The organism is Gilliamella sp. B2838, from assembly GCF_026536185.1.
Taxonomy (GTDB): Bacteria; Pseudomonadota; Gammaproteobacteria; order Enterobacterales; family Orbaceae; genus Gilliamella.
This window is the reverse complement of sequence record NZ_JAFNOO010000001.1, coordinates 275,513-293,997: the sequence shown is the minus strand read 5'-3', so window position 1 is coordinate 293,997 and position 18,485 is coordinate 275,513. Positions and strand designations below refer to the sequence as shown.

The following is an 18,485-nucleotide window of genomic DNA, read 5'->3' as shown; positions in this document are numbered from 1 at the left end:
TTCTAACTGTGTTGATTTGATGATTACTGTAATAGGTAAATTTGAATCAAATATATCAATATATTAAAAGCCAATATTAATCATTAATATACGTGATTTTGATTATTTTGTCTTAAAATTGATTTTACTCAATATTATGTAAATTTTTATAATTTGATTGCTGTTTTACTCTCCATATGGTGAAATATAAATTGATAATTCGGTATGTATACAATTGATTGTAAAAAAGGTATCGAGTTACCAAAAGCTTTTCTTTTTTCCATCTTAAATTTTTAAAAATAGTTTTTAGCGTTATTTATTCAACAAGTCATTCTAGTTTTGAAGATTTATTGTGTTATTCAAATTACTTAGTCAATAAATAAACCAGTTTTTAAAATTTAAGTGCAACATTATAAAAATAACCAATTAATTAAGTTTTTCATGTTTTTCTATAAAAAAATTGGATGAAAGCCAATAATTGCTTTTGTGAGAGGAAATATGAACAAAGTATCTAAGTTAATTTGGAACACATCGCGTCAACATGATATTGACAGCTTAAGGAAGGCACAATCTAAACGTAAAACATTTTTGATTAATATCATTACAACTAGCATAACTGCGGCTATGATTTCGCCTAGTTATGCGAACTGTAGTAAGAATGATCAAATTGATCAGTCTTGTTCTACCACTCATTCTTCAACTTTATTTAACACTGATACTGCTAATTATATTCAGCGCTTTTCAAGCATTAGCACGCGTGGGCGTTCAATCCATTTGAGCCAAAATAGCGATGTTACAAATAATAGTGGCAATGGATATGAATATACTTCTGCGACTGATACAGACAGTTTAATCTTTGGACAAACAGCAGGTAAAATTACAGGCAGCACTAGTGGTCTAAACTTGGTACATCAAGGTACAAATACTTTATCAATAAATACTGCTGGAACCATACTGGGCGGTACAGATTATGGAATTGTGGCTGAAAATGCTGAAAACTCGACAGATATTATTATCACACAATTAACCAATGGTAGTATTACAGGTGGAAAAACAGGGATTTTAGTTGTTAATAATGGGAAAAGTACAACGAATGTTAATACTTCAGGTGCTGTTAATGGTAACCAAGAAGATGGGATATCGGTGATTAATGGTAATCAGGCAACCGACATTTCAATAAATAATGCTAAACCAGAAGGGGTTATTACGGGTGGTAATCGTGGTATAAATGTCGATAATCAAGGTAAAGGTAATACCGAAATTCTGGTTTCAGGTTCGGTAAAAGGGGTCAATGGCGAAGGTATTTTTGTTAAAAATAGTAATCAAAGCAAAATAATTACTATAAACCAATTAGAAGAAAAAAGTATAATTTCTGGTAATACTTATGGTATTTCTGTTTATAATTCTGGTTCAGAGAAAACCAGTATTTTGACAAAGGGAAAAGTAATAGGAAGTAATAGTGATGCAATTTACTCTGAAACAGCTGAAACAGGATCAGATGTATTTATCACTCAGTTCGAACAAAGTGAAGTTACCGGTCATAATAATGGGATTACCGTTATTAATAAGGGTAGAGGAGAAAGTACTTTTAACCTTTCTGGTAAAATAATTGGTGAACAGCAAGATGGGATTGTGGTTCAAAATTTAAACCCAGACTCAACTAAATTATCCATAACACAGGGTGGAGGAAGTATTTGGGGAAATGTTAATGGTTTAAATTTATTAAATAAAGGTAAAGGAGCGACAACCATTACAACCAGAAATGGTGTGGAAGGACAACAGAAAGATGGCATTATTGCGATAAATGAAACGGGTTCGGATCTTTTAAAATTAGATCAAACATCAGGTTCAATTAAGGGGCATAATAATGGGCTAAATTTTGTCAACAAAGGTAACAGCTCTATTATTATGAATATATCAGGTGATGTTACTGGTCAACAAGAAGATGGCATTAAGGCTATCAATCAAGAAGAAAGTGCTACAAATATCAATCTTACACAGTCTATAGGATATATCCGTGGTCACAATAACGGTATAAATGTCATAAATAATGGTCGAGGTTCTACTCAGATAGATTTGAGCAGTTATATTTTGAGTTATCAAAATGATGGTGTTTCAATCACTAATGGTAATACAGCCAATTCTCTTACGATAAATCAATATAATGGTACTATCACTGGTAATGGAAAGGGTATTAATCTCAAGAATAATGGTAAAGGAACAACCAATATCGGTTTATCCGGTACTGTGTCAGCTAATACTAATGAAGCGGTATTTGCAGAAAATGGTAATCAGACAGATGAATTAAATTTTATTCAGTCTGGTGGGAGCATAAATGGCAAGACAAATGGTGTTTATTTAATTAATAATGGATTGGCTTCGACCTATATTGAGACATCTAGTGTCATTGTGGGTGATTCTCAACATGCTTTATTGGTCGTTAATAACGATACAACTAATGATTTAAACATTAAACAGTCTGATGGCAGTATTACGGGTTTTTATAATGGTATTAATGCACTCAATAATGGTCAAGGGTTAACAGATATCGAAATTGCTGGTGAAGTAAATGGCTATAATGCTGAAGCGATTTTGATTAATAATGGTCTTAAAACCAGAGAGTTAAAATTTACAGTAACACAATCTGGTGATATAAAAGGTCATAGTAAAGGCGTGAATTTGATAAATAATGGCGAGGGATCATCTACTTTAGTTTTAAATGGTAAAATTAACTCGACGTTAGATGATGCGATAGATGTCTCTAATCAAAATAATACGACAGGCATAGATCTGACACAATCAACAGATAGTATTATCCAAGGTGCTAATAATGGTATTAAGTTAAATAATTCAGGTAAAGGCAATGTTGTAATCGTTACATCGGGGATTGTAGTAGGTAAAGCAAAAGCGGGTATTGAGGTTGATAATGGGACAACAAGCTCAGGTGTAAGTATCAAACAAAACCAAGGAGCCATTCATGGACGAGATAATGGTATTTATGTAAATAATAACGGCACCGATAATACAGTTATTGATATAGCTAATAAAGTTTACGCTGATGGTAACGATCAAAATAATAACAAAGATGCCGGTATTTACACTACAGGTCAATCAGGTACGGCAACGTATATTAACCTTAATAATGGTGCTAATGTTTATTCTATACTTGGTACAGCTATCAGAAACGAAGTAACGAATTCAACTATCAATCTTAATGATGGTTCTAAGGTTAGTGGTAAAATTTTGCTTGGAACAGGTAATGACACGTTGAATATTAACCAAGGTGCTGATATTTCTGATATAACTGTACTTGATGGTGGGCATAAAGCTACCCGAGATGGAGACTTGTCAGAGAAAGACGTCCTTAATTTTAGTACGCATCTTACTGGTTCTTCTGACTCAACAGGCAGTATCAACAATGTCGCTATTTTAGATTGGGAAAATATTAATGTTGGTCAAACAGGCATTTTATCACTAACAGGTGATCTTAATACTGATAAATTAACCCTTAGCTCGGGATCGGTGTTAGATTTAGTGCCATCCTTGCATCAAGCTACAGTGCGAGGAAGTGTGTATAATGCTGGTACTATTACACTTAATAATGGTTATGCTGGGGATAATTTAACTATTACAGGGGATTATAATGGTGTAAATGGCAGATTGTTACTTGATACAGTCGTTCAAGATAGTAATAGTCCGACCGATAAATTGCTCATTGGTGGCAATGCTTCAGGCCATACATCAGTAAACATAAATAATGTCGGTGGATTAGGTGCTAACACCGGTATGACTAATGGTATTGAGATTGTTAATGTCAAGGGTATAAGTTCAAATGATGCGTTTAACTTAGAAGGTAATCATATAGATGTTGGTGCTTTTGAATATTATTTATATAAAGGCGGTCTTAATCAAGAAAACGAAAACTGGTATTTGCGCTCTTATAAACCAACGAACCCAACAGACCCCGATAAGCCGGTTAATCCAACAAACCCGGATAAACCGGTTAATCCGACTAACCCAGATAAACCGGTTAATCCGACTAACCCAGATAAGCCGGTAAACCCAACAAACCCGGATAAACCGGTTAACCCAACAAATCCAGATAAGCCCGTTAATCCGACTAATCCTGATAAACCGGTTAATCATAAAGTATCTTATCGTAAAGAAGTGCCAATGTTTGCCGCAGTTGCTGCTCAATTACGTCAAGCAGACCTTATAATGCAAGGTAATATGCACCAACGTATAGGTAATACATTATTACCTGATGATTATACTAGTTGGGGAAGACTAATTGCTGCACGTTCAGATATTAAACAAGATGGTGACGTTGATGCACGTAGTAAAGGGAATTATACCGGTTTGCAAGTTGGAAGTGATGTTTGGTTAAGTGAAGATACTAATTGGCGAGCAGGGGGCTACTTTGGTTATTTATATGGACGGTTACATATGAATGGCTTTGCTAGTGGTGACTTTGGTCAAGTTGGTAAAAATAATCTCAACTCTTACTTTATTGGCGCTTATGGTAATTACATGCAAAACGATGGCACTTATTTAGATTTGGTTCTACAAGGTGGGCGTCATGAGGTGGATATTAAACCTGATGAAAATAAAAATAGTAGTCAAAAAGGTTATGGTATTAGCGCTTCAATCGAAGCGGGAAAACCATTTAATTTAAATTATTATGATTGGAAATTAGAACCTCAAGCACAAATTATTCATCAATGGTTAAATATCAATAACAGCCATATAAGTGGACAAACAACGGTTAAACAGGACGATAATGATTCTTGGTTATTCCGAGTTGGTGCACGATTAGAGAATAATTTTCAGACTGATTTAGGTACATTACGACCTTATACCCGTGTCAATTTGTTCTATTCGCCAGATGGTGATGATAGCACTATTTTTGCAAGTCCAAGTGCTTCAACAAAAATTAAAAGTGGTGCGGGCTATACAAGCACAGAGCTTGCTATTGGTGGAAGTTACGAGATCAATAGTCAAATAAGTGCATATACTGAAATTGGTCATACTTGGTCTAACAGCGGTGATGCCAATGTCAAAGCACCTATTACGGGATCTTTAGGGCTTAGAGCTAATTGGTAGTTTGAGTTAGATCCTAATTTTGTTTTAGACAAACCGATATCTTATTTAAGTAGGGTATCGGTTTTTTTATTGAGTTCATTTAAAAAATGTAATTAACACTAAGGATGTTAAGATGATTGAAACCATTAAGTATTCATCAAACTTAGTTTTAGTAAGTAGGATTTATTTATCTTATTGTTAATAAATAAGGCATCAATATTGTGATTTTTTCTACGTTTAATTGTCTTTAAATATTCCAAGTATTATTAAACTATTATAGTCGTATGGTTTACTAAGTATATAATCTGGTTGCTTTTGTCTAACTGACTGCTTATTATTAAAGAACTAGAATTGTGTAAAAATCGAATAATCGTTATTTATATGTCATCTCAAACACTCTCAAAAAAAGGAAATGATACTAAAACAGCATTAATTCGTAGTGGTATGGAGTTAATGACAACATATGGTTATCTATCATCAAATATTGAAAGTATATTAAAGCAGGTCGGAGTGCCAAAAGGTTCTTTCTATTACTACTTTAAAAGTAAAGAGGATTTTGGTCATGCCATTATTACCTCATACAACAATTTTTTTATGTATAAATTAGATAAACATCTAACTAATAATGCAATTTCATCACCTTTAGCCAGAATACAAGCGTTTTATGAAGATGCGAAGCGAGGTATGGCAAAGTATGATTACAATCGAGGCTGTTTAATTGGTGAATTAATTCAAGAAGAATCGTTACTGCCAAAGGGGTATGCAACAGTTCTTGAACAAATTTTGCTAAATTGGCAAGCTAAACTTGAAAAATGTCTACTTCTTGCACAGCAATGTGGTGAACTAAAATCAAATAGTGACTGCAAGGCATTAGCTGAATTTTTCTGGATTGGTTGGGAAGGCGCGGTTACACGTAGCAAGTTAATTAAACGATCTGATCCGTTAGATTGTTTTATTCAACTGTTTCTCGATAAAATTGTCCACTAATACCGGCAAGATTATTTATAATAAGACAATAACAATTTGTAGACTATATTTATTTAGAAAATGATAGTATGACTAAATATTCCCCTTTTTTGAATCATCAAACATAATAAACCCGCTAAAACAAAAGCTATATGTAGAATAAAAGTATCTGATTGTCATCAGTTGCAATTAACTAGACGATCGGTCTATAATATTTAGACTATTTGTCTACAAACAGTAATTCAATAAGTTAACTTTATTACTAAGCTTTATTGTAGTGAATTACCCAATCCGATTTACAAAAATTTGATAAGGAATATGTATGTCATTTAACGCCATTATTTTAGAAAAAGATGAGATTAATGGGTTTTCACATTCATTAAAAACCATCACTAAACAACAGTTGTTGCAACAACAGGGTGATACTCTAGTTCAAATTCACTATTCAAGTATCAATTATAAAGATGCATTAGCGTTAACTCATAAAAGTCCTGTTGTTAGGCAATGGCCTATGGTGCCGGGTATTGATGGTGTGGGTACAGTTATTGAATCTAACAGTGATCGATATCATGCTGGTGATACTGTTATTTTAAATGGTTGGGGATGTGGTGAAACCCATTGGGGGTGTCTGGCGCAATATGCTTACTTAAAATCAGATTGGTTAATTCCATTACCCCAAAATATCACACCCTATCAATCGATGATTATTGGTACCGCTGGATATACCGCTGCATTGTGTGTAAAACGTATTGTTGATTTTGGGATAAAACCGCAAAGCGGAACTATACTTGTGACAGGTGCGAGTGGCGGAGTTGGCTCGGTTGCGGTAGCTTTATTAAGCAAATTGGGTTATCAAGTTACTGCATCAACAGGTAAATTAAATGACACAGAATATTTAAACAAACTTGGTGCAAGCAATATTATTGATAGTAAACAGTTGAAAGAGGCAGGTAAACCTCTACAAAAAGAACAGTGGTCAGCCGTTGTCGATGTGGTTGGTTCTTATACCTTAGCTAATGTATGCGCCCAAACTCAGTATGGTGGCATTGTAGCCTGTTGTGGTCTCGCTCAAGGCATGGATTTACCCGCAACGGTTGCTCCGTTTATTTTACGAGGCGTCACACTAGCAGGTGTAGATAGTGTGATGGCAAGCTATGATAAACGAATTGCTGCTTGGCAATTAATAGCAGAAAACATGGATGAAAAGCTGTATTCTCATATAGCTCAGACTATTACATTAAATGAATGCTTTGAAGTGGCAAATAAGATGATCGCAAGTAAAATTAAAGGTCGCTTTGTAGTTGATGTAAATAACTAAATCGATATTTAATAAAGTGGTGTAATTTTACACTGCTTTATTAATCCTGAAATTGATTTAGATAAAAATTAACCCAATTCATTGATTAATAATTCTTGTATTTCCTATAAAATCAGACTAAATTTAATCTTAACTGTTTTGAAAGTAGAGTTCGCAACAACCGTTTAGAATTATCCATATTGTATGATTAATTTATAGGGGAATGTGATATGCCTTATCAAACACGAGACGACCTACCTGAGTCTGTTCGACATGTTTTACCAGCACATGCTCAAGATATTTTTAAAGAAGCATTTAATAGTGCCATAAAAGAGTATCAAGATCCTAAAAAAAGACGAGATAATAGTTCACCTGAGCAAGTTGCTTTCCGTGTTGCCTGGTCGGCGGTTGAAAAGCTTTACCATAAAGATGAAAACGGCAAATGGGTCGCTAAATCGTAACGTTAATGCTGTACACTTGTTTTAACAAACCATAATGCTATATGATTGATGCTCAATTAAAAATAGTATAATCCAAGCCAACATGTATGGTTGGCTTATTTATATTCAAATTAAGAGATTAAAATGTTCATTTTTTCAATTACCTACCTCAAGCCGATTAGTGAAGTAGAAAAATACTTACCACAACATATCGATTATTTAGAACGTCATTATCAATCAGGACATTTTATTGCTTCAGGCCGAAAAGTGCCACGTATTGGGGATGTGATACTTTGTCGTGCTGAGAATAAAGAACAAGCGCTAACTATAATGCAAAAAGATCCATTTTATATTTATCAAATTGCGCAATATGAACTCATAGAATTTATACCTACAAAGTTTGCGAAGGAATTTGAAGTGTTTATCTCATTATAGTCAAAAAATTTTAATGAATATTAATAAAATTTTATTAAAAAAATAGTTAGTCTAAGTCTCATTATAAAATGAACCGATTATCAATCCATTCATCTTTTAATATCACTATTTCAAAAAAGTGATAAAAACGTTGAGCTTTTTTGTTTTTTTCAAGTCCTATATAAGTCTGTTATTTGTTAAATAAAATTATTTAAATTCATTTAAGTCTATTTATTATGGATTGATTAATTATTAATGAAAAAATAGAGAATAACTAATCAAATCAGTATGTCAGGGTGATCAATAATCACTTAATAAATTAGGATCGATCTGTCGAACGGGTATTAAATTAGTCGTTATACAACCTAATCATTAACTTATCATTAGCTTAATCTTTTTAAAAAAATGCGAGTTATTTAGTAAAAGATTATCTCACAAATTTGTACAAACACATTTTTTTATTAGGTAAATTTTTATTGTAGTTGCTCAATGTCTTCGCTTTATCTAAAGGTTAGATAAATTTTCCTTATCATGTTCTCATTTTTTATTTTTCCTGATCAATACGGAAAAAGTTGGTTAGTAATTCGACTTTTTTCCTTTTATACTGAATTCAATCTCTCATTTAATACAGGTATTTGATCATGAATAACAAAGGTTTACCAAAAGGTTTTTTATGGGGTGGTGCTGTTGCTGCACATCAATTAGAAGGCGCATGGCAAGCTGGTGGTAAGGGGCCTAGTGTTGCGGATGTGATGACAGTTGGATCGACTAAAAGTTATCGTAAAATCACCGAAGGTATAATTCCCGGTGAGTATTATCCTAATCATGAAGCTATCGACTTTTATCATCATTATAAAGATGATATTAAACTCTTCGCTGAAATGGGGTTTAAATGTTTTCGAACTTCGATTGCATGGACTCGCATTTTTCCTAAAGGTGATGAACTGGCACCCAATGAAGAAGGCCTAAAATTTTATGATGACCTATTTGATGAATGTTTAAAATACAATATTGAACCAGTTGTTACCCTCTCACATTTTGAATTACCTTATTATTTAGTTACTGAATATGGTGGTTTTCGTAATCGTAAATTAATTGATTTCTTTGTGCGCTTTGCAGAGGTCTGCTTTGATCGTTACAAAAATAAAGTCAAATATTGGATGACCTTTAATGAGATCAATAACCAAGCCAATTTTAATGAAGATTTTGCGCCTTTTACAAATTCAGGTATCTACTATAAAGCTGGCGATGATCGCGAACAAATTATGTATCAAGCGGCACACTATGAGTTGGTTGCTAGTGCAAAAGCGGTTCAAATTGGTCATGCTATCAATCCTGATTTCCAAATCGGTTGTATGATTGCATTCGTACCAATCTATCCGGAAACCTGTAAACCTGGTGATATCTTAATGGCGCAAAAAGTCATGGAACGTAAGTATTTCTTTACCGATGTTCATGTTCATGGTCAATATCCTAACCATATTATCAAATACTGGCAACGCAAAGGCTTTAAATTAGACGTGACAAGTCAAGATCTCGAAGTGTTAGTAAACGGCACTGTTGATTACATTGGTTTTAGTTATTACATGTCTAATGCGATTAGAAAAAAATCAGATAACTATGAATATAACGAAAAAACCGATTTAATTGGTAATCAATACGTTAAAAAATCTGATTGGGGTTGGCAGATCGATCCGGAAGGTTTGCGCTACACATTAAATTGGTTAACTGATATGTATCACTTACCGCTTTTCATCGTAGAAAATGGATTTGGTGCATATGATAAAGTTGAAGCTGATGGTAGTATTCATGACAGCTATCGTATTGAATATCTTCGAGAACATATTAAACAAATGAAGTTAGCGGTTGAAGAAGATGGCGTTAATTTGATGGGATATACCCCTTGGGGCTGTATTGATTTAGTGTCAGCGGGAACAGGTGAAATGGAAAAACGTTACGGCTTTATCTATGTCGATAAAGACAATAAAGGTAAAGGCACTTTAAAACGAAGTCGAAAAGAGTCATTTGCTTGGTATAAAAAAGTCATTGAGTCAAATGGTGAAAATTTATAACGGATAAGTTTATAGGAGACACTATGAAAAAAGCATTAATTATTTGTGCTGCTGGTATGTCATCATCGTTAATGGCAAAAAAAGTCACGGAATTTTTTGCAAAAGAAGATAAAGCTATTACCGTTGATGCAGTTTCAGCCACTGAAGGCACTAACATGATCAAAAACAGTGACTTCGGACTTTTTTTAATTAGTCCACAAACCATGATGATGTTCGATAAATTCAAAAAATTAGGTGATGAAGTAGGTAAACCCGTGGTTAGTATCCCTTTTCAAGCCTATATCCCTATCCAATCAGGGATTGAACAATTAGCAAAGTTGATTGAGGATAATATTAACTAAGTTGAATTTGTATATACAGGTTGGCGCTGTCTTTGCTATGCCTTAAATAACAGCGCCTTATTACCTTGGTCGGTGAGTTTTTCGCGTAGATAAATTTAACCACGATATTTTGTATAGCGGTTTTAGTTGCCACAGGTAAGAATGATAATGATAAAAAACAAACAACGTGACCTTATTGCTTTAATGGTCTGTTCTAAAAATATATTCAAAAGTAGTGCCATGCTCGCAAAAGCATTGTCGTTATCCGATAGAACGGTACGTACTTATCTTCATGATCTCAAATCACTCATTGAAGAAAATGGTGCCATTATTGTGAGTAAGCAAGGTTATGGGTACCAACTACAAGTAAAAGATAGAACCGTATTTAATCAATTTTTAATTAAACATCATTTATTGGATCCCAATCAAGAACAAGTTAATTGTCGAGAACTTTGCCAAAGAAAACATCATATCCTAAATCTTTTATTACTTGAAAGCCAAACAATAGATATAGAAACATTATCAGAACAGTTATTTATTAGTACATCGCAATTATGCAAAGACATGCAAGATATCAAGCTTCAACTGCAACCTTTTGAGCTCACTTTAAAAAAAAATCGCAGCTTGTTTTATGTTGATGGTGCAGAAAAAGCAAAGCGACATTTCATTATGAGCTATTTTTTTCATGAAGAAACACTCAATTTTTTACACCGTTTAAGTTATCTCAATAAATTTAGTGATGTAATAAGTTTTGATACTTTAACCATTATTATTTTAGATGAATGTCGTGAAGCAAAAATTAAACTATCTGATGTAATGATGCAAAATATTGTGTTGCATTTGGCGTTAAGTATAAAACGTTTACAATCAGGATTATTAATTCAAAATCTTGATTTGCCCAGCTCAGCTAATCACGCTTTGGAGTACCAAGTTGCTCAAAAAATTATTAATCGAATTGAAGTTGTAATTGGATTTTCTTTCCCTAAAGAAGAGCAGATGTACTTAACTTTACATTTGATGAGTAAATCCAATGTTATTGAGCAGAATTTAGATAGCCAATTAAGCTTAATGTTGAACAATTTGCTAGTCAAAATTCAACATGAAACAGGTTACCAATTTTTGAACGATGAGCAGTTAAAAAATGGATTAGTACAGCATTTAAAACCGATGTTAGTACGCTTAGAACAAAATATAACTTTAGAAAATCCATTACTTAAAGAAATCAAAACCTGTTCGACTGAACTGTTTGAATTGGTTAAACATTATTTTAGCCAACTTCCAAACTTAAAAAACTATTCTATTCAAGATGATGAGTGGGGTTATTTAGCCCTCCACTTTTTAGCATCAATCGAAAAACTAAAAAATGAACAAAAAGCGAAAGTTTTAATTATTTGTGCTACAGGCTTAGGCAGTGCTCAACTATTAAAAAATCGGGTTGAACGTGAATTTCAAGAACGAATTAAAATTGTCGACACACGAGGATATTATGAAATTGATCCCGAGATGTTAAATGAGGTGGATTTTATCATCTCTTCCGTCGATCTTTCATCAAAAGTGTTTAAAATTCCCGTTTTTCAGGTTTCTGTATTTTTTACTGAAGACGATGTGCAAAAAATTCGTTGTTATCTTGCTTCAAAAAAACATTTTAATTCTGTGAATCGTACCGCATTCAACAAAGTAATGCCCAGTGTTTCAGGTGAATTAACGCATATTGAGCAAGTTATTGATGATTTAAGTGCCGACTATTTTTATATCTGTCAACATCCTATATCAAAAGATGAATTGTTAGTTCGATTACTGGATCGATTATCGATAAATGAATCCTGCTGTTATACAAATAAAATGCTAAAACAGATAGATAAGCGTTCGTTATTAGGCGATATTTTTTTTAGTGATACCATTGCCGTCCCTCATCCGGCTGAACCTGTAGGCAAGCTGTCAAAAATAGGCATTGCTCTTATTCCTGAAGGGCTATTTTGGCAGCAAAATCACCCGAAAATACATTTTGTTTTTTTGATTTCACCGTCTATTTATCAAAATCCCAACTTAGCGATGATGACTAAAGCGATTGTCAATTTAATAGATAGCTTTGATATGCAAGCCAAATTACTCAAAACGCAAAATTTTAATCAATTTAGACAACTTTTTATTCAACTTATTGAAAAGGAGCATAGCCATGAATGATGAAATGAGTTCCGATGATCTTCAATTGATTGCTTTTAACATTATTTTACATAGTGGTAATGCCAAAACCAAAATTCATGATGCATTTAACGCTATGCGGCAAACTGATTTTAACTTAGCAAAACAACTCCTTGAACAAGCCAATGAACAGATTCTTCAAGCACACAAATCGCAAACTGGTTTACTGCAAAGTTATGCTAATGGCATCAAAATCAACATGGAAATTATTATGGTGCACGCACAAGATCATTTAATGACAACCATGACTATGCGAGAAATTGCCATTGAAATGGTCCATCTGTACGAACTCAATCATCAGCTTACCGAAAAATTACGAGGTTAAATCTAATCATGGACAAACAGTTAAAAATACATCAGAAAGCAAGTTTAACTAACCTTTATTTCAATCGCTTTTTAGCCGTTCGTTACAGCACCGCGTTATTCCTATTTTTAAATCTCTATTGGTTGGTATTTTTACTTGGTTCACTGTCATTTATGGCTATTTTACCAGCTATGATTTTTATTCTGGGCACATTAGCCAGCTTTGAACAAATTAAATTATATCGACAACATCAAAATAGATTACCGTTTGCCAAGTTATTTTATCAAACCATTTTTATCAGTTATTGCATGGTAACTATTACTGTTTATAGCTCTGTGTTTCATTTATTTTTTCCATTTTTAAAAGTAGCACCAACAACATTAACTACTATTTTTGTGCTCTTGTTGGGGTGTCTAACTATTTCGCTGTTAATGCTCTATAAATTGAAAAAGATTGAGCGTAACAAAGATAAACACTATCAAAGAATTCTAGCTTACCAAGCGATCATTAATTAGAAGAGGAAAACAAGATGAATACTGGATTTATGTTTTTACAAAAGTACTTGATGTCGCCTATGGCAAAAATATCACAATTTAAAATTGTACGAGCAGTGATGGCGGCAGGTATGGCATCAATTCCTTTTTGTATCGTAGGATCGATGTTTTTAGTCTTTAATACATTACCGATGACTTTTACTGGTTTAGAAAGTCTATTTGAGAATACGATTTTTCGAATAAGTGATCTTTATATGATTGCTAATACAGCAACCATGGGGATTTTAGCGATCTATTTTAATATTGTTGTTGGTTATGAACTAACTAAAATTGAACAAGAAGAGACGGGTTTAAAAGTTAGTCCACTCAATGGAGCCATGCTTTCCATATTTGCTTTTATGATGACTTTACCTGAGCTTGTTTTGAAAAATGGCTCTGTCGTTTTACTTAATGATACAACCGAATTGGTTTTTAATGGTTTACGCTTAAAACCTTTTATTTTTCGGTTAGGTACTTCGGGTATTTTTATTGCTATTGTCATGGCGATAGTTGCAACTCAACTTTATTTTGTTTGTGTTAGACGCAATTGGGTTGTCAAAATGCCCGAAACTGTTCCGTTAGGTGTTTCACGATCGTTCACTGCTTTAATTCCAACATTTGTCATCGCATTTACTATCATCATTCTTAATGGCATTTTAATTTACTTTGGTACCGATATTTTTGATATTATTGGTGTGCCATTTACTTTTGTGACCAATCTAACCAAAAGTTGGCTTGGTATCATGGTAATTCTATTTTTAATTCATGCACTTTGGGTTGTTGGTATTCATGGTGCTAGTATTATCGGTGCGTTTATAACGCCAATAATGTTAGCCAATATGGCTGAAAATGCTTCTGGTTCACATATTCCTTTTGCTGGTGAATTTAATAATTCATTAGTCATTTTAGGCGGATCTGGCTCAACGCTATTAATGACCTTTTTTATTGCTTTTTTTGCTAAATCTAGTCAATTAAAAATATTAGGTCGGGCTTCGGTTGTGCCTGCGATTTTCAATATTAATGAACCTGTTATCTTTGGTATGCCAATCGTTTATAACCCATATCTTGCCATACCATTTTTATTAGCGCCAATGGCTTGCGGTACGTTGGGTTATTTTGCTATAAGTAGTGGTTTTATGAATCCTATTATTGCGTTAGTGCCTTGGCCATCCCCAGCAGGATTAGGTGCTTTTATTGGTACAGGTGGAGATTATAAAGCCGCGATTGTTGCTATATTTTCGGCCATTTTGGCATTATTGATCTATTTACCTTTTGTAAAGTTATACGACAACAAACTTTTTAAAGGAGAACAACAAAAGGTAAATAGTTAAATACAGAACCTATATTCTGCCTTTGATTCTTGTTAGAGCGTTTAAATTTTTATTAAAATGATGACGCTCTTTCTATTTCTCTCTCAAATTCTCATATTTGACATATGCCTCAAATATTTTGGTTCACCTTAATTTGATATTGTTTAATATTTACTCAATTTTTTAAAATTATATGCTATATTGATAATTCCCTTTTATTCAATAGTATTATGATTTAATCATGTTTTGTTGGTACTTTGAGTAAAAGGGAAGGACGAAAATACAATATTGATGAGGAGGTACAAAATGTTAAATTGCAAAGGCCAGTTGATAAAGTATTGCTACCTTATCCTGTTTTTTATGTTTTGTCAGCCCATATATGCGGTTGAAAATGGTAAACAAAAATTTGAATCAGGCGCAATAGCGTCGCCTGATTATTATGGTGCGATTGCTGGGCAAGAAATGTTAACCAAAGGTGGTAATGCTGTTGATGCTGCTGTTGCTACCGCCTTTGCATTGGCTGTGACTTATCCTGAAGCAGGTAATATTGGTGGCGGTGGTTTTATGACGCTTTGGATGGAAGGAAAGCCCTATTTCATTGATTATCGAGAAACTGCCCCACAAAAAGCCGATAAAGATATGTTCCTTGATGAAAATAAGAATGTTATTACTGACTTAAGTTTGTATTCTCATAAAGCTTCGGGCGTACCTGGAACGGTTGCAGGCATGTGGGCAATCCATCAGCGATTTGGTAAATTAACCTGGAAAGAGGTATTAGCACCTGCAATTCGTTTTGCCAATGATGGGTTTACTGTCAATAAACAGTTGATTGAACGTTATCAAGAAGTTGAAGCATCAGCCCCTACTAATGGTCACTTTAAACAATACTTTGGTTCAATGCAAGAAGGTAAAGTGTTCAAACAACCTGAACTTGGCAAAGTACTTGAAAGTATTGCTGAGCAGGGAAGTGATGGCTTTTATAAAGGAAAAACGGCAAAATTAATTGCACAGCAAATGATACAAAATGATGGCTTAATTAGTGAAAGTGATTTAGCTAATTATCAAGCTAAATGGCGAGATCCACTTGTTGCAAATTGGCATGATATGCAGATTGTGACAGCGCCTCCACCAAGTTCAGGTGGTGTGGGCTTAATTCAATTACTTTTAATGAAACAAGATTTAGCAAATGATTTTGAAAATGTTTCCGTTAATTCTCCACAATATATCCATTTATTAGCTGAAATAGAAAAGCGAGTATTTGCCGATCGCGCTGAATATATGGGTGATCCCGATTTTGTTACTGTGCCCGTTGCGAAATTGATTGATGCTAAATATGTGGCAGAAAGAGCTAAACAAGTGAATCCAACAGCAATTTCTATCACCGAACAAGTTAAACCTGGTTTAACTAGTGAACCTGAAAAACTGCAAACAACGCATTTTTCAGTGGTAGATAAATGGGGTAATGCGGCTTCTAATACTTATACGCTTAATGGCTGGTTTGGATCAACGGTTGTGATTGAAGGCACAGGCATTATTTTAAATAATGAAATGGATGATTTTAGCAGTAAGCCAGGTGTTGCCAACCAATTTGGTGTAGTGGGTAAAGATGCTAACGCTATTGAACCTAACAAACGACCCTTATCGTCGATGACGCCAAGTATATTGATTAAAAATAATGATGTGGTTATGGTCATTGGTACGCCTGGTGGTTCAAGGATTTTTACTTCAATCTTCCAAGTGATAACAAATGTATTTGATAATCACATGTCATTGAAAGCCGCTATGGATGCACCACGTTATCATCATCAATTATTACCTAAAAATGTGATTTTTACCGAACCTTATCAAAAGAAAGTCCCTGAGGATTTTAAACACAAACTAGAACAAATGGGCTATCGTTTTGAGCAACAGGATTTTAATGGTGATATTCAAGCGATTAAGGTAACTGATAAACAACCAGAGGCTGTTTCAGATAGTCGTGGAAGAGGAACATCCCTCGTCATTAACTAAAATAGTTGATTTAATGTAATAAATTGCTATTTAGTTAAATTTGCTTTGTAATGGTAATCGAGAAAATAAAAAAACCCGTACATAATTGACGGGTTTTTATCATTGTAGAATGATTATTCAGGAATAATATCAACAATAAGTTTAGCAAAAGCTTCACTATGAACTTGGAAGAATACTTCGTGTTCACCAGTGGTACGCAATACACCATTTGGTAAGCGAACTTCGCTTTTTGATACATTAATACCACGAGCTTTAACTGCATCAGCGATATCACGAGTACCAATTGAACCGAACAATCTACCTTCATCACCTGCTTTAGATTTGATAGTAACTTTACCTAGAGCATTGATTTCAGCAACGCGTTGTTCTGCGGCTTTTAATGTTTCAGCAAGTTTAGCTTCTAATTCAGCACGACGTGCTTCAAAGAATTCAATATTCTTTTTAGTTGCAGGTACGGCTTTACCTTGTGGAATCAAAAAGTTACGTGCATAACCTGCTTTAACATTAACTTGATCACCTAAGCTGCCTAAATTAGCAACTTTATCGAGTAGAATAATTTGCATTATATGTTCCTCTGTTGCTAATTACTGATGGTTGTCAGTATATGGTAATAATGCCAAGTAACGAGCGCGTTTAATAGCGCGAGCTAATTGACGTTGATATTTTGCGCTAGTACCAGTAATACGGCTTGGTACAATTTTACCACTTTCTGTGATATAGCTTTTTAATAAAGAAACATCTTTATAATCAATTTCTTTAACGCCTTCTGCAGTAAAACGGCAGAATTTGCGACGACGGAAATAACGTGCCATTTGGCTATTCTCCTAATAGTTTAATTTGGTCAGCATGTAAAACTATTTGACTGGTTTTATCTCGTTTAGTATGTGTGCTGATAAAGCCACTTACTAATACTTTGCTGCCTTTTTTAATACTGTAACTTAACTCTTGTTGCCCGCTGACGATAACTGGTATTGTACACCATGCTTGTCTTGGGAGTTCTGCTTCGATTTGTTCAGAAACGTGTTCTAAATAAAACTGACAGTGCGAAATCCCACTCGGACTCATTCTTCGTATCGGTGTTTTAGTAACAATACCCGATAACTCTAAACGATTATTCTTCGGAATCATCATCCATGTTTACATCGCTAAAATCTTCTTCAGCGTTACGACGCTCGTCTTTAGCTTTTAACATAGGTGAAGTTTCAGTTACAGCGTGTTTTGTACGCATAATTAAACTGCGAATTACTGCATCATTAAAACGGAAGTTATCTTCAAGTTCATTTACTGCTTCTTGAGTAGCTTCTACATTCATTAACACATAGTGTGCTTTATGCAGTTTTTCGATAGGATAGGCTAATTGGCGACGACCCCAATCTTCTAAACGATGGATTTTTCCACCATCAGTGGTTAATGTACCAGTATAACGTTCAATCATACCAGGTACTTGTTCACTTTGATCTGGGTGAACCATAAATACAATTTCGTAATGACGCATTATCGCTCCCTACGGATTAATCAGCTTTCTGTCGGGGCAACCGCAACCCATTGAAAGCAAG

Annotated in this window: 16 protein-coding genes; 12 read left to right on the top strand and 4 right to left on the bottom strand. The window is 34.1% G+C overall.

Features of this window, described 5'->3' with window-relative positions; translation table 11 throughout:
• The first annotated feature begins 477 nt into the window (after positions 1 to 477).
• The 12 genes from J3U63_RS01335 (at position 478) to ggt (ending at position 16,929) form a co-directional block, all read left to right on the top strand.
• Positions 478 to 5,082, top strand: coding sequence for an autotransporter outer membrane beta-barrel domain-containing protein (locus J3U63_RS01335; RefSeq protein ID WP_267370255.1), 4,605 nt, complete (start codon positions 478 to 480; stop codon positions 5,080 to 5,082).
• Positions 5,083 to 5,442: 360 nt separating this feature from the next.
• Positions 5,443 to 6,048, top strand: coding sequence for a TetR/AcrR family transcriptional regulator (locus J3U63_RS01330; RefSeq protein WP_267343767.1), 606 nt, complete (start codon positions 5,443 to 5,445; stop codon positions 6,046 to 6,048).
• A gap of 301 nt (positions 6,049 to 6,349) precedes the next feature.
• A complete protein-coding gene (locus tag J3U63_RS01325) occupies positions 6,350 to 7,345 on the top strand; it encodes an MDR family oxidoreductase (RefSeq protein WP_267370253.1) in 996 nt (331 codons plus the stop codon).
• A gap of 209 nt (positions 7,346 to 7,554) precedes the next feature.
• Entirely contained in the window at positions 7,555 to 7,785 is a 231-nt protein-coding gene (locus J3U63_RS01320; protein WP_267343769.1) for a ChaB family protein, read from the top strand.
• Between the two features lie 123 nt (positions 7,786 to 7,908).
• Positions 7,909 to 8,199, top strand: coding sequence for a YciI family protein (locus tag J3U63_RS01315; RefSeq protein WP_267370251.1), 291 nt, complete (start codon positions 7,909 to 7,911; stop codon positions 8,197 to 8,199).
• Between the two features lie 620 nt (positions 8,200 to 8,819).
• A complete protein-coding gene (locus tag J3U63_RS01310; RefSeq protein WP_267370249.1) occupies positions 8,820 to 10,250 on the top strand; it encodes a 6-phospho-beta-glucosidase in 1,431 nt (476 codons plus the stop codon).
• A 23-nt stretch (positions 10,251 to 10,273) separates the two neighbouring features.
• Entirely contained in the window at positions 10,274 to 10,591 is a 318-nt protein-coding gene (locus tag J3U63_RS01305) for a PTS cellobiose transporter subunit IIB (RefSeq protein ID WP_267333184.1), read from the top strand.
• 147 nt (positions 10,592 to 10,738) lie between these two features.
• Complete coding sequence (locus tag J3U63_RS01300; protein WP_267370248.1) at positions 10,739 to 12,754, top strand: BglG family transcription antiterminator; 2,016 nt, start codon at positions 10,739 to 10,741, stop codon at positions 12,752 to 12,754.
• A gap of 4 nt (positions 12,755 to 12,758) precedes the next feature.
• Positions 12,759 to 13,097 carry a PTS cellobiose transporter subunit IIA gene (locus J3U63_RS01295; protein ID WP_416379563.1) on the top strand — a complete coding sequence of 113 codons (339 nt, stop codon included), beginning with the start codon at positions 12,759 to 12,761 and terminating at the stop codon, positions 13,095 to 13,097.
• 8 nt (positions 13,098 to 13,105) lie between these two features.
• On the top strand, positions 13,106 to 13,591 hold the full coding sequence (locus J3U63_RS01290; protein WP_267333181.1) for a hypothetical protein: 486 nt from the start codon (positions 13,106 to 13,108) through the stop codon (positions 13,589 to 13,591).
• A 14-nt stretch (positions 13,592 to 13,605) separates the two neighbouring features.
• Positions 13,606 to 14,940 carry a PTS cellobiose transporter subunit IIC gene (celB, locus tag J3U63_RS01285; protein WP_267333180.1) on the top strand — a complete coding sequence of 445 codons (1,335 nt, stop codon included), beginning with the start codon at positions 13,606 to 13,608 and terminating at the stop codon, positions 14,938 to 14,940.
• 339 nt (positions 14,941 to 15,279) lie between these two features.
• Positions 15,280 to 16,929: a gamma-glutamyltransferase gene (gene ggt, locus J3U63_RS01280; protein ID WP_416381276.1), complete on the top strand. Its 1,650-nt coding sequence runs from the start codon at positions 15,280 to 15,282 to the stop codon at positions 16,927 to 16,929.
• A 113-nt stretch (positions 16,930 to 17,042) separates the two neighbouring features.
• Here the strand turns inward: ggt and rplI are convergent, their stop codons facing one another.
• The 4 genes from rplI to rpsF are packed head-to-tail and all read right to left on the bottom strand — an operon-like array spanning position 17,043 to position 18,424.
• Positions 17,043 to 17,492 (bottom strand): 50S ribosomal protein L9, encoded by a 450-nt coding sequence (rplI, locus tag J3U63_RS01275; protein ID WP_267348019.1) that lies wholly within the window; start codon positions 17,490 to 17,492, stop codon positions 17,043 to 17,045.
• Positions 17,493 to 17,513: 21 nt separating this feature from the next.
• Positions 17,514 to 17,741 carry a 30S ribosomal protein S18 gene (rpsR, locus tag J3U63_RS01270; protein ID WP_025314965.1) on the bottom strand — a complete coding sequence of 76 codons (228 nt, stop codon included), beginning with the start codon at positions 17,739 to 17,741 and terminating at the stop codon, positions 17,514 to 17,516.
• Between the two features lie 4 nt (positions 17,742 to 17,745).
• Positions 17,746 to 18,054 (bottom strand): primosomal replication protein N, encoded by a 309-nt coding sequence (priB, locus tag J3U63_RS01265; RefSeq protein ID WP_416379561.1) that lies wholly within the window; start codon positions 18,052 to 18,054, stop codon positions 17,746 to 17,748.
• A complete protein-coding gene (gene rpsF / locus J3U63_RS01260) occupies positions 18,041 to 18,424 on the bottom strand; it encodes a 30S ribosomal protein S6 (protein ID WP_065634401.1) in 384 nt (127 codons plus the stop codon). The genes priB and rpsF overlap by 14 nt, the downstream gene beginning before the upstream one ends.
• Between the last annotated feature and the right edge of the window lie 61 nt (positions 18,425 to 18,485).

Excerpts from the sequence above, each read along its gene's own strand:
- J3U63_RS01335 (WP_267370255.1), top strand. The coding sequence starts at position 478 with ATGAACAAAGTATCTAAGTTAATTTGGAACACATCGCGTCAACATGAT.
- J3U63_RS01330 (WP_267343767.1), top strand. The coding sequence starts at position 5,443 with ATGTCATCTCAAACACTCTCAAAAAAAGGAAATGATACTAAAACAGCA.
- J3U63_RS01325 (WP_267370253.1), top strand. The coding sequence starts at position 6,350 with ATGTCATTTAACGCCATTATTTTAGAAAAAGATGAGATTAATGGGTTT.
- J3U63_RS01320 (WP_267343769.1), top strand. The coding sequence starts at position 7,555 with ATGCCTTATCAAACACGAGACGACCTACCTGAGTCTGTTCGACATGTT.
- J3U63_RS01315 (WP_267370251.1), top strand. The coding sequence starts at position 7,909 with ATGTTCATTTTTTCAATTACCTACCTCAAGCCGATTAGTGAAGTAGAA.
- J3U63_RS01310 (WP_267370249.1), top strand. The coding sequence starts at position 8,820 with ATGAATAACAAAGGTTTACCAAAAGGTTTTTTATGGGGTGGTGCTGTT.
- J3U63_RS01305 (WP_267333184.1), top strand. The coding sequence starts at position 10,274 with ATGAAAAAAGCATTAATTATTTGTGCTGCTGGTATGTCATCATCGTTA.
- J3U63_RS01300 (WP_267370248.1), top strand. The coding sequence starts at position 10,739 with ATGATAAAAAACAAACAACGTGACCTTATTGCTTTAATGGTCTGTTCT.
- J3U63_RS01295 (WP_416379563.1), top strand. The coding sequence starts at position 12,759 with ATGAGTTCCGATGATCTTCAATTGATTGCTTTTAACATTATTTTACAT.
- J3U63_RS01290 (WP_267333181.1), top strand. The coding sequence starts at position 13,106 with ATGGACAAACAGTTAAAAATACATCAGAAAGCAAGTTTAACTAACCTT.
- celB (WP_267333180.1), top strand. The coding sequence starts at position 13,606 with ATGAATACTGGATTTATGTTTTTACAAAAGTACTTGATGTCGCCTATG.
- ggt (WP_416381276.1), top strand. The coding sequence starts at position 15,280 with ATGTTTTGTCAGCCCATATATGCGGTTGAAAATGGTAAACAAAAATTT.
- rplI (WP_267348019.1), bottom strand. The coding sequence starts at position 17,492 with ATGCAAATTATTCTACTCGATAAAGTTGCTAATTTAGGCAGCTTAGGT.
- rpsR (WP_025314965.1), bottom strand. The coding sequence starts at position 17,741 with ATGGCACGTTATTTCCGTCGTCGCAAATTCTGCCGTTTTACTGCAGAA.
- rpsF (WP_065634401.1), bottom strand. The coding sequence starts at position 18,424 with ATGCGTCATTACGAAATTGTATTTATGGTTCACCCAGATCAAAGTGAA.